The organism is Pusillimonas sp. (assembly GCF_035515275.1).
In the GTDB taxonomy this organism is placed as follows: domain Bacteria; phylum Pseudomonadota; class Gammaproteobacteria; order Burkholderiales; family Burkholderiaceae_B; genus Pusillimonas.
Genome location: NZ_DATJBQ010000002.1, coordinates 20,332 through 31,829 on the forward strand (window position 1 = coordinate 20,332; position 11,498 = coordinate 31,829).

The window sequence follows — 11,498 nt, forward strand, 5'->3', positions numbered from 1 at the left end:
CATTACAACCACACGGAGACAAGCATGAAAACGAACACCCTATCTGGTACACGCAGGCTACTGGGCCGCGGGCTGGCCCTGGCCGCCCTGGCGTCGGCGTCACTGGCGCTGTTTCCAGGCTCGGGGGCCGCGCAACAATGGCCCGACAAACCCGTTACCGTCATTGTCAATTTTCCGCCCGGCGGCGCTGCCGACCGTATTGCCCGGGCCATAACCCAGCCGTTAAGCGAAACCTTTGGTCAATCGTTCGTGGTCAGCAACAAGGGGGGCGCAGGGGGCAACATCGGCGGGGCCGAAGCCGCCAAGGCCGCGCCCGACGGCTACACGTTTTTAATGTCGTCCGGCGGCATGGTGTCGATCAACCCACAGATCTACAAGGACATGTCATTCGACCCGATGAAAGACCTGGTTCCGGTAGCCGCCGCAGCCCGGGTGCTGGTGTTTCTTGAAACCACGCCCCAGGTGCCCGTCAACAACGTGCAGGAATTCATCGACTATCTTAAAAAAAACCCCGGCAAACTCAATTATGGGTCGCCCGGCAATGGCTCTTCGCCTCATCTGGCCGGCGAGCTCTTTAAAGACATGGCCGGCGTCGACGCCGTACACGTGCCGTATCGCGGCGCGGCCCCGGCCATGCGAGACCTGCTGGGCGGACAAATCGAATTCATGTTCGACCCCGGCATCGGACTGGCCAGCGTCGAGGCCGGCAAGCTGAAACTGCTGGCCATCGGCAGCATGCACCGATCCAGCCGCTTCCCCGATGTTCCCACCCTGGACGAGGCCGGCCTGACCGGCTTTGACGCCGACACCTTCTTCGGGTTTTACGCGCCCGCCGGCACACCGCCCGAGGTAATCGAAAAAATGAATGCCGAGGTCAACAAAATTGTGCGTTCGGATGCGTTCAAGGAAACCCTGGCGGTGATGGGGGCCGAACCCGCCCCCATGACACCCCAGGAGTTCGGCCAAAAAGCCGTGGACGACGCCCAGCGCTTTGGCAAGCTGATCCGCGACCAGCACATTATGGGCGGTTAAACTACACGGCCTCATCCACCGGCGCGCGGCGGCAAAGCTCTTGCCGCCGCGCCGTCGTTCTTCATTGCACACCCCCTGGTCAGCGCCACTCGGCCGGCTCGACCGGTGAAAACCCCTACGCCATGGGTTATGCTTTAAAGATCAACTTCAGAAACAAGTATTCGAGCCCCCAGGAGCCCACAATGACCTCGATCTCCATGCTTATCAACGGCCAGCAAAAGGCCGCCAGCAACGGCGCAACCTTCGAACGCCACAACCCCCTTGACGGCAAGGTCGCTACCAAGGCGCCGGCAGCCACCGTTGAAGACGCCGTGGCCGCCGTTGAGGCAGCCTCAAAAGCATTTCCGGCGTGGGCGGCAATGGGCCCCACCGAGCGTCGTGCCCTGTTGATCAAGGCCGGTCAGGCATTGCTGGCCAAAGAAAAGGCCTTTGTCGACGCCGTGGCCAACGAAACCGGCGCTTCGGCCATGTGGGCCTCGTTCAACGTGCAACTGGCCGCCAACATGTTGGTCGAAGCCGGCTCCCTGACCACGCTTATTCATGGCGAGGTCATTCCTTCTGATGTCCCCGGCAACATGGCCATGGGCATTCGCCAACCCGCAGGCGTAGTGCTGGGCATGGCGCCCTGGAACGCACCGGTTATTCTTGGTACGCGCGCCATCGCCACCCCCCTTGCCTGCGGCAACACGGTTATTCTTAAGGGCTCTGAAATTTGCCCGGCCACCCATGGCCTGATCATCGAGGCTCTTAGCGAAGCCGGCCTGCCCGACGGCGTGGTCAACTTCATTACCAACGCCCCCGAAGACGCAGGCAAGATTGTCGAGGCCATTATTGCGCACCCGGCGGTACGCCGCGTCAACTTCACCGGCTCGACCCGCGTGGGCAAGATCATTGCCGCCACTTGTGCCAAATACCTTAAGCCCTCGGTCCTTGAGCTGGGCGGCAAAGCACCGCTGGTCATCCTGGACGACGCCGACATTGACGACGCCGTCAATGCCGCAGCATTTGGCGCTTTCGCCAACTCGGGTCAGATCTGCATGTCCACCGAACGCATTATCGTCGACGAAAAAATCGCCGACGAGTTCATCGCCCGCCTTACCGAAAAAGCCAAAAGCCTGCCGCTAGGCGACCCACGCAAAGGTCCGGTGGTGCTGGGCTCGGTGGTTGACATGGCCACGGTCGAGCGCTGCAACGCCCTGATCGACGACGCCTTGGCCAAAGGTGGCAAGCTATTGTGCGGCGGCAAGGCCGAAAACACCCTGATCCCCGCCACGCTGATCGACAACGTTACTGCCGACATGAAGATCTACAGCGACGAGTCGTTTGGACCAGTCAAAGGTATTGTTCGGGTCAAGGGCGTAGAAGAGGCCATTGCCGTGGCCAACGACAACGACTACGGCCTTGCGGCCGCCGTATTCGGTAAAGATTCGTCGCGAGCATGGCAAGTGGCTTCGCGCATCCAGGCGGGCATCTGTCACGTTAACGGCCCCACTGTTCACGACGAGGCACAAATGCCGTTTGGCGGCGTGAAAAGCAGCGGCTTTGGTCGCTTCGGCGGCCTGGCGGGTGTGCACGAATTTACCGACCTGCGCTGGATGTCGGTGCAGACCACACCGCGCCACTACCCGTTCTAAAAAACGTAGCTCGCGGTAAATAAAAGCCCGATTGCATCGTACGGATGCAACCGGGCTTTTTGTTAGCCTGTGCGCCGCTTGCGACTTGTTTAGTAGTTGTCCAGCACCGCACCCGTGCTGGCAGTTGAACAATTGAAGGCAAACTTGGCCTGTACGCCACGGGTGTATCGGGGCGCGGGGGCTGTCCAGTGCTGACGGCGACGCGCCAGCTCTTCGTCGGACACATGCAACTGCAGCAATTGCTGATGGGCATCGATAGTGATCGAATCGCCGTCTTCGACCAGGGCAATGCAACCGCCCACGGCCGCTTCAGGTGCGACATGGCCCACCACCATGCCCCAGGTGCCGCCCGAGAACCGGCCGTCGGTAATGAGCCCGACCGAATCGCCCAGACCTGCGCCAATGAGGGCACTGGTGGGCGCCAGCATCTCGGGCATGCCCGGGCCGCCGCGCGGACCCAGATAGCGCAATACCATGATGTCGCCCGCCTTGATACGGCCTTCGAGAATGGCGGCCAATGCGGTTTGCTCGTCGTTGAACACCCGAGCCGGGCCTGTCATGACGGGGGTTTTCAGCCCCGTGATCTTTGCCACGCAACCTTCGGTGGAAAGGTTGCCCTTGAGAATCGCCAGATGCCCCTGCGCATACAAGGCATTATCCATGCTGCGTATCACGTTCTGCTCGGCCGAAGGTTGGGCCGGCATGCCTTCAAGTTGTTCGGCAATGGTTTGGCCGGTAATAGTCATGCAGTTGCCATGAAGCAAGCCGGCGTCGAGCAGCAGCTTCATGACCATGGGCACACCGCCCGCACGGTGAAAGTCGACCGCCAGATAGTGCCCGCTGGGTTTCAGGTCGCACAACACCGGTACTTTTTTGCGCACGCGCTCGAAATCGTCGATGCTCCATTGCACCCCGGCAGCGTGGGCAATGGCCAGAAAATGCAGCACGGCGTTGGTGGAACCGCCTATGGCCATAATGACACTAACGGCGTTTTCGATGGATTCACGCGTGACAATGTCGCGCGGCTTGAGGTCTTTTTTAATGGCCTGCAGCAACACCAGAGCCGACTCTTTGGTGGACTCGACTTTTTCGTCGTACACATTGGCCATGGTTGATGAATAAGGCAGGCTCATGCCCATGGCCTCGAATGCCGAGCTCATGGTGTTGGCCGTATACATGCCCCCGCACGAACCCGGCCCCGGTATGGCGTGCAGTTCGATACGCTTGAGCTCGCTGTCGCTAAGGCGCCCAGCGGCGTTTTCGCCCACCGCCTCGAACACGCTGACAATATTCAGGTCTTTGCCATCGAGCCGGCCCGGCAAGATGGTGCCGCCATATACATAAATGCCGGGCACGTTGGCGCGCAGCATGCCCATCATGCCGCCGGGCATGTTTTTGTCGCACCCGCCAATTACCAGCACGCCGTCCATCCACTGGCCTTGCACGCAGGTTTCAATGCAGTCGGCAATGACCTCGCGCGATACCAGTGAATACTTCATGCCCTCGGTGCCCATGGCCATTCCGTCGGAAATGGTGGGCGTGCCAAATACCTGCGCATTGCCGCCCCCTGCCGAAATGGCCGCTATGGCGGCATCGGCCAGCCTCTGCAGACCGCTATTGCAGGGCGTGATGGTGCTGTGCCCATTGGCCACGCCCACCATGGGATTGGCGAAGTCTTCTTCGGTGTAACCCAGCGCGTAATACATGGAGCGATTGGGCGCACGCTCGGCACCATGCGTAATGTGAGAAGAACGCAAACGACGTTTTTGTTCGGGCATGGCGACCTCCTGACTCAAAGCTTCAGTTTGGCACCACAGCCGGGCGGGCGCAAGCGCTTGGGTCGGGTCGAACCTGCACGCCGGCTCGCGCTGGAGCCGGCCTGGCCTGCCTATTACCGCTTGCGCAACTGACTTACGTCGCGTACCGCTCCGCGGTCGGCCGAAGTGGCCAACGCAGCATACGCTTGCAGCGCCTGCGAAACATAACGCTCGCGGTCAACAGGCTGCCACGCTTTGTCGCCGCGCGATTCCATTTCGGCGCGGCGCTGGGCAAGCTCTTGCTCGGAAATGGCCAAATGAATGCGACGGTTGGGAATGTCGATTTCGATGGTGTCGCCATCGTTGACCAGACCGATGTTGCCGCCCTCGGCCGCCTCGGGCGAGGCATGGCCGATAACCAGGCCGGAAGACCCGCCCGAGAACCGACCGTCGGTCAGCAAGGCAGAGCTCGCGCCCAGGCCCATGGACTTCAGGTAAGAGGTTGGATACAGCATTTCTTGCATGCCGGGGCCGCCCTTGGGGCCTTCGTAGCGAATAATGACGACACTGCCTGCCGTCACCTCACCACCCAAAATGCCTTGCACGGCGGTTTCCTGGCTTTCGTACACCCTTGCCGTGCCGGTAAAGGTAAGAATGCTTTCGTCGACACCGGCGGTTTTGACAATACAGCCATTGGGGGCCAGGTTGCCGTACAGCACCGCCAGACCACCGTCTTGCGAATACGCATGTTCGCGCGAGCGAACGCAGCCGCCCTTGCGGTCGAGATCAAGCGTGTCGTAGTAGCGGTTCTGGCTGAATGCGACCTGAGTGGGTACGCCGCCCGGCGCCGCCTTGTAGAAATCAAGCACTTCGGCCGATGCATGGCCGCTGTTTACGTCCCACTGGTCGATGGCCTGGCGCAACGTGCCGGCGTGCACGTTCCCGACGTCCAGATTCAGCAGGTCGGCCCGGGCCAGCTCGCCCAAGATGCCGAAGATCCCCCCGGCACGGTGCACGTCTTCCATGTGATATTTGTCGGTGGCGGGGGCCACCTTGCTAAGGCACGCCACGCGGCGCGAAATACGGTCGATATCAGCCATGGTGAAATCGACTTCGGCCTCTTGGGCTGCGGCCAACAGGTGCAGCACCGTGTTGGTGGAACCGCCCATGGCCACATCAAGCGTCATGGCGTTTTCAAACGCCTGCAAGGTGGCAATGCTGCGCGGCAAAACCGAAGCGTCGTCTTGCTCGTAATAGCGCTTGCACAGCTCTACAACCAGTTTGCCCGCATTTTTAAACAACATTTCGCGCCGGGCATGGGTGGCCAGCAAGGAACCATTGCCGGGCAGCGCCAGGCCCAGCGCTTCGGTCAGGCAGTTCATGGAATTAGCGGTAAACATGCCCGAGCACGACCCGCAAGTGGGGCAAGCACTGCGCTCAATGCTTTCAACCTCGGCATCGCTGACCTGAGTGTCGGCTGCCTTTACCATGGCATCGACCAGGTCGAGCTTCATCAATATCTTCTTTGTACCCGCTTCAACCACCTTGCCCGCTTCCATGGGCCCGCCCGAAACAAACACCACGGGTATGTTCAGGCGCATGGCGGCCATCAGCATTCCGGGGGTGATTTTATCGCAGTTGGAAATACACACCATGGCGTCCGCACAGTGCGCATTCACCATGTATTCGACCGAGTCGGCGATAAGCTCGCGCGATGGAAGCGAATACAGCATGCCCGCATGGCCCATAGCAATACCGTCGTCAACCGCAATGGTGTTGAATTCTTTGGCCACCCCGCCGGCCGCCTCGATCTGGCGCGCCACTAATTGACCCATGTCTTTCAGGTGAACGTGGCCCGGCACAAACTGCGTGAACGAATTCACCACGGCAATAATGGGTTTTTCGAAGTCTCCGTCTTTCATGCCGGTGGCGCGCCAGAGTGCGCGAGCGCCGGCCATGTTGCGGCCATGGGTCGAAGTGCGGGAACGATATTGCGGCATCTGAAGGTCTTTTAGAAAGAAGGACAAATAACAATCAACAATTACGCCTGCGAGCGCCGGGCCGGGCACAGGCAAATTATTTACCTGCAGCCGGCCCGGCGCTCGCACTTGAAGCGAATCTATATAGGCAAGTTTACTAGATCATCTCGTCGCCATCGCGGCGCGCCCGACGCAGGTCGCGAACCAGCGCAATGATAAGCAGCAACAATATGCCCGCTGAAATAAGCGGCCACACCAGAATATACGCACTGAGAGCTGTCGAATTCATCGTCATTTTCCTTGTAAAAGTATGGGCTGAGGCGATCGACGCGGGCCCATGTCCTGCGTACGGCGGCCGTGGGCGGGTGAAGCAGGCGCAGCCGGCGCAGCACCCGCACTCTGAAACGCCACGACACGCTCGTTAAGCAGATCGAAGTCAAACCGCTCTTTGGAACGCAGACTGACCGCCACACACACGATGGCACTGACGCCATAGGCCGTTAGCGAGCTCAGCAATACGACGTAATCGCGCAGGAACCCCACCGCGAAGGGCATCATGACCACGGCGGCCAATACCCCCAGTGTCAGGCCGGCGGTTTTACCCAGGAACCCGAATGCCATCAGCCCAACAACAACCCCTGCGCCTACCGATGCCAACAGCTCAAGCAGCACAGCCAGGCTGCCATCCAACGGAACCAGCTCAAACCGGACCAGGGTGAAGACGGCCACGGCGCACACCACTGCACTGGTAAACGCGTTGTTGCTAAGGCGATCCCAATAAAAACTCATGATCACGGGAAACACAATGGCGCCCCAGAGCGCGCCAACAAACACCAGCATGACCAGAATATCCATGCGGAGGCTGGCAAAAATCACCCCTAATGCCGTAGCCACGACCATGGTCATCCGGCCCCAGAACAGCATGCGTTTGGGGTTGGGCTTGCCCTTGGCCAGGTTCTTGCCGTAGATGTCCGTCATGACAATGGCTGACAGCGCCGACAGGTCGGAATCAGCCGTAGACGACAACGACCCCACCACCAGAATAAAGAACAAACCAATGGCAAAAGGCGGCAAGTAAGCCGACGCCATCTGCGGAATGATGTTGTTCAGGTTTCCGTCCACCGGCTCCAGGCCGATGAACAGGGCCAGCAGACCCAACATTCCCAAGCCGATCACAATGGCGCCATAGCCAACGGTGGCCGAAATGAAGGTGGGTTTGATCAGGTCTTCACGCACCGCAAACAAGCGTTGGGTAATGGTCTGGTTTCCAATGGCATAGGCCAGCACCGCCACCAAGTACGGCGCACCCTGATTCAAGAATGCCTCTGATGAAAAGAAATCAGCCTGTTGTGCGCTGAGCGTCGACATATTCGTCGCGAGCATTTCCGTGCCGCCCACGTTGAAGAAGATGATCGGAATAATGACCACCGCCGAAAGAATCATGGCGGCCAGTTGGGCAAAGTCGGTCATGACCGAGGCGCGAAAACCCGACCAGATCGTGTACGAGAGCACGCCGATTGCAGCAATAAGCACGCCTTGCACAAAGCTTAAAGGGCTTAGTATGGAAACCAGCGCGCCAGCGGCGGTAAAGTTGACCATCAGGCTTATACAGCTACCCACCAGGTTTGAGGCCGCCAAGATCAACTGGCTTGATTTACCGTGCCGCGCATGCATGATTTCGGCCAGCGTATGCGCTTTTGGCGCCAGTTGCCTGAAGCGCCGACCAAAGGGGTAAATGAACAAGATCATCAGCGCTCCCCATAGCCCGTAATGAATGGGGCCCGAGATTCCATAACGGTAGCCCGCGCTGGCGCTGGCATAGAAAGAAGCCGCCCATATCCAGGTGGCAATCATGCTGGCCGCCGAAAGCCCAAACCCAATGGCGTTGTTGGAAACCATATAGCCGTCAACGTTTTCGTTCTTTTGTCTGATCGTCAACGACATCAGGAACGTAAAGAAGTAAAACCCGACCAACAGCAAAATTGCAGTCGATCCCGATAGCTGAAAAAACTCTGTGTCCTGCATTGAAACAAGATCCTTATCATTGATGTAAAGGCGCGACGCAACATGGCACAGCTGCGCCCTGGGCATAGAAGCCGTAAAAGCGAAGCGATTTCCGCGTTATTTCGGTACTTGTGGCGTACCTTGACCGTACGTAATTCGTACGTTTTTTAGAGGTTCTACGAACCATTGATGTCGGCCGACGGCCGAGCCACAGCTTTGTGGCATTTGAAAACCTGCAGCAAACTGCGCATAAGCAGGCATAATTAGCAGCAATTGCACGATGAAGCCGTGAAATGCAAGTTAAGAAGTGTATGACAGATTCACCGCCTTTGTCCAGGCATTACAGCGTATACACGTTAATTTTGGTCTGCACACACCGGGTTTTCAAGGTTGAACAAAACCTTTAGCAAGGGATATCACCGATGCGCGCATCGTCATGCATGTGCCATCCTTCGGTAGCAACAGTGCAATATGGCTGTGCCACCATACTGATTCCGCAGCTAAGCTGGTCAACCAGGAAACTTAATGTCTGTAACGCAAAAGACCCTTGCCCCCTACCGCACCTGGAAAGTCAAGCCGTACTCTCTTTCTCTTGAAACCCGCCTTGCCCGCGACCGCGCCGAACAAGCTCAACCCCCAATGATCTCGTTGCACACCAGCAAGCAGGCCAAGAAGGCCGACGAGGCCACAACATAAATATAAGCCTACGCCCAAACAGGTAGCCGCCGGTCGCTCCGCATCGGCGTGCAGCCTGCAACCAGCACCTTGCACCCGCAACCCCTAGCGGTCACTTACCGCTATAAAGATCCTGCCAACTGATACCGCCCCCCCGGGTACCACATGGTGGCCACTGAAGCCACCTGATCCTGCGACAAGGTTTTTCGCTTAAGCACCAGACAAGGCTCGCCTTCCGAGACGTGAAGCATGCTGGCTATTTCGGGCGGAGCGCTCATGGCTTCCACGCTGTACTGCACCCCCTGTAGCGGCGCCACCGCCATCAGGTACTCGTTGGGTGTCGTCACAGAAAAGTCTTGCTCCATATAGTCTGGCGCAAGCGCTGCATTGACCCAACGATCTTCGCTTTGTATGGGCTTGCCATTGTCAAAATGCACAATAATCGAGTGAAAAAGCCGATGGCCTGCCGGCACATCAAACATGTGCGTCAACGGCTCTTTGGCCTTTTTACGCTCTAACAGATGCACCTCGCTGCGGTGCACGTGCCCGCGGTCGCGCACTTCGTCGGCAATACTTTTGATCGCTATAAGGGTGGCCTGATATTTCTGCCGCGCCACATATGTGCCCGACCCCTGTATTCGGGTCAAAACCTGCTCGGCGGTCAGCTCTTTCACGGCACGGTTCACGGTCATGCGTGACACACCAAATTCGCGAGCCAGCGTCTGCTCGGGCGGAACGGCGTCGCCTTCTTTCCATCGCCCCTTTTCAATACCCGCCAATAAATAGTTCTTGATGCGCAGATAGCGCGGTGCCTCTTTTGCCGCCACGCCGCCTCCTTTGATCGCGACCCTTGAAACCGCAAATTTTATTTGATAAAGTTGTATAGACAATTTATCACGATAGACCGGTCCAACAAACCGGCACCGCTTAAAAATGGCCAACCATAAGGCCAAGAACACAAGCGCAGCTTTTGGCACCATGGCTGAAATCGCAAAAGTGCAGAAGCGCGGCCGATTTATCCAAAGGAGACAAAAATGAATCACTACATCACCCCCCGCAAGCTGGCTCTGGCCCTTGGGCTGTGTACGGCCTTTGCCGCCTCGAGCGCATGGGCGGACATCAAGATCGGGCTGAATGTTCCATTAACCGGCTTCGCCGCCTTCGATGGCAACTCGGCCCACATCGGCGCCCAACTGGCCGTCGAAAAAGCCAATGCCGAAGGCGGCATCAACGGCGAGAAGATCGTTCTTGTTGCCTACGACGATCAGGCCTCGGCCAAAGAGGCGACGCCGGTGGCCACCAAGCTGATCGAACGCGATAAGGTGGTGGGCGCCGTATCGGGTTCGTATTCAGCCGCCACCCGCCCCGCCGCGCAAATTTTTCAGGCCGCCGAGGTGCCTTACGTGGTGGCCTACTCGATCGACCCCAGCGTAACGCGTACCGGCAACTACATGTTCCGCGTTTCGTCCATGGGCGAAGTTCAGGGCCGTGGCGGCGCCAAGCTGGTCAGCGAACTGGGCAAAAAACGCGTTGTACTGGTTACGCTAAAAAATGACTTCGGGCAGACTCTGGCCCGCGGCTTTAAAGATGCCGCCGGCAAGTTCAACCTGGATATTGTCAGCGAATACGAATACGACATCAAAGACCGCCAGTTCGGCTCGCTGATCGCCAAGGTCAAGTCAGACAACCCCGAAGCCATCTATGCCTCGGGCTACTACTTCAATGCCGGGCCGTTGGTTTCCCAGATGCGGGCGGCCGGCGTTACCGTCCCCATCATTGGCCAAGAAGGCTACGACAGCGAGAAGTTCATTGAAATCGCCGGCAAGGCGGCCGAAGGCACCCTGCTGGTCACCTCGCTTGACCGCGACTCCGAGGTGCCCGAAGCCAAAGAGTTCTTGCAGAAGTTTCGCGAGAAAGCCGGCTTCGGTGCCGATATGGTGGGGGCTTCGACCTATACCGCCACAGCCATCTTGATCGAAGGCCTGCGTAAAACAGGCGGCAAAGGCGGAGCCGAACTGCGCGACGCAATCGCCCAGGGCACTTACACCATGCCTATCGGGTCGCTCAAGTTCAACGACCTGCACGAAGTCAATAAAGACCTGCAGGTACAGGTCGTGAAGGACGGCGCTTTCCATCGTCATTCGGTTCTGCACGACCCCGAGCTGCTCGCGGCTCCCACCAAAGACAGCAAGTAAGCAGGAGCCCCCATGCTCTTTGTCGAGCTTGTCGCGCAAGGGCTGGTTCAGGGCAGCATCTATGCCCTGATCGCCCTGGGCCTGACCCTGGTGTATGGCCTGCTGCGCATTTTGCATATTGCGCATGCCGCCCTGTTTACCTTGGGCGGCTACATTGGCGTAATCACCACCAACGCCACCGGCAGCCTCACCCTCGCCTGCATCATGGCGATGATAGGCGCC

The 11,498-nt window shown here is 58.6% G+C and carries 10 protein-coding genes; 5 read left to right on the forward strand and 5 right to left on the reverse strand.

The genetic code is table 11. From position 1 onward, the window contains the following. The first annotated feature begins 24 nt into the window (after positions 1–24). On the forward strand, positions 25–1,032 hold the full coding sequence (locus tag VL003_RS00175; RefSeq protein WP_325438373.1) for a Bug family tripartite tricarboxylate transporter substrate binding protein: 1,008 nt from the start codon (positions 25–27) through the stop codon (positions 1,030–1,032). Positions 1,033–1,214: 182 nt separating this feature from the next. After that, entirely contained in the window at positions 1,215–2,666 is a 1,452-nt protein-coding gene (locus tag VL003_RS00180; RefSeq protein WP_325438375.1) for an aldehyde dehydrogenase, read from the forward strand. An 89-nt stretch (positions 2,667–2,755) separates the two neighbouring features. Here VL003_RS00180 and ilvD (VL003_RS00185) read toward each other — a convergent pair whose 3' ends face one another. The 4 genes from ilvD (VL003_RS00185) to VL003_RS00200 all read right to left on the reverse strand — a co-directional run bounded on the left by ilvD (VL003_RS00185) (position 2,756) and on the right by VL003_RS00200 (position 8,427). After that, positions 2,756–4,444 carry a dihydroxy-acid dehydratase gene (gene ilvD / locus VL003_RS00185; RefSeq protein WP_325438377.1) on the reverse strand — a complete coding sequence of 563 codons (1,689 nt, stop codon included), beginning with the start codon at positions 4,442–4,444 and terminating at the stop codon, positions 2,756–2,758. A gap of 113 nt (positions 4,445–4,557) precedes the next feature. Next, positions 4,558–6,423: a dihydroxy-acid dehydratase gene (gene ilvD / locus VL003_RS00190; RefSeq protein ID WP_325438379.1), complete on the reverse strand. Its 1,866-nt coding sequence runs from the start codon at positions 6,421–6,423 to the stop codon at positions 4,558–4,560. A 136-nt stretch (positions 6,424–6,559) separates the two neighbouring features. Beyond that, entirely contained in the window at positions 6,560–6,691 is a 132-nt protein-coding gene (locus VL003_RS00195; protein WP_325438381.1) for a putative transporter small subunit, read from the reverse strand. A 2-nt stretch (positions 6,692–6,693) separates the two neighbouring features. Further along, positions 6,694–8,427, reverse strand: a complete 1,734-nt coding sequence (locus tag VL003_RS00200; RefSeq protein WP_325438383.1) for a sodium:solute symporter family protein — start codon at positions 8,425–8,427, stop codon at positions 6,694–6,696. Between the two features lie 504 nt (positions 8,428–8,931). Between VL003_RS00200 and VL003_RS00205 the strand changes: the two genes are divergently transcribed. Further along, positions 8,932–9,102, forward strand: coding sequence for a hypothetical protein (locus tag VL003_RS00205; protein WP_325438385.1), 171 nt, complete (start codon positions 8,932–8,934; stop codon positions 9,100–9,102). Positions 9,103–9,203: 101 nt separating this feature from the next. On the opposite strand, the gene hutC is transcribed toward VL003_RS00205, so the two are convergent. Further along, positions 9,204–9,908, reverse strand: coding sequence for a histidine utilization transcriptional repressor HutC (gene hutC, locus VL003_RS00210; RefSeq protein WP_325438387.1), 705 nt, complete (start codon positions 9,906–9,908; stop codon positions 9,204–9,206). Between the two features lie 207 nt (positions 9,909–10,115). Between hutC and VL003_RS00215 the strand changes: the two genes are divergently transcribed. Both VL003_RS00215 and VL003_RS00220 read left to right on the forward strand, forming a co-directional pair. Then, the gene (locus VL003_RS00215) at positions 10,116–11,276 is read left to right on the forward strand and encodes an ABC transporter substrate-binding protein (protein WP_325438389.1); all 1,161 of its coding nucleotides are present in this window, start codon (positions 10,116–10,118) and stop codon (positions 11,274–11,276) included. Positions 11,277–11,288: 12 nt separating this feature from the next. Then, positions 11,289–11,498 (forward strand): ABC transporter permease subunit (locus VL003_RS00220; protein WP_414708203.1); only part of this gene is annotated, 210 nt, incomplete at its 3' end.

What these genes read in the sequence shown, in the direction of transcription:
- VL003_RS00175 (WP_325438373.1), top strand. Translation starts at nt 25, where the DNA reads ATGAAAACGAACACCCTATCTGGTACACGCAGGCTACTGGGCCGCGGG.
- VL003_RS00180 (WP_325438375.1), top strand. Translation starts at nt 1,215, where the DNA reads ATGACCTCGATCTCCATGCTTATCAACGGCCAGCAAAAGGCCGCCAGC.
- ilvD (WP_325438377.1), bottom strand. Translation starts at nt 4,444, where the DNA reads ATGCCCGAACAAAAACGTCGTTTGCGTTCTTCTCACATTACGCATGGT.
- ilvD (WP_325438379.1), bottom strand. Translation starts at nt 6,423, where the DNA reads ATGCCGCAATATCGTTCCCGCACTTCGACCCATGGCCGCAACATGGCC.
- VL003_RS00195 (WP_325438381.1), bottom strand. Translation starts at nt 6,691, where the DNA reads ATGAATTCGACAGCTCTCAGTGCGTATATTCTGGTGTGGCCGCTTATT.
- VL003_RS00200 (WP_325438383.1), bottom strand. Translation starts at nt 8,427, where the DNA reads ATGCAGGACACAGAGTTTTTTCAGCTATCGGGATCGACTGCAATTTTG.
- VL003_RS00205 (WP_325438385.1), top strand. Translation starts at nt 8,932, where the DNA reads ATGTCTGTAACGCAAAAGACCCTTGCCCCCTACCGCACCTGGAAAGTC.
- VL003_RS00215 (WP_325438389.1), top strand. Translation starts at nt 10,116, where the DNA reads ATGAATCACTACATCACCCCCCGCAAGCTGGCTCTGGCCCTTGGGCTG.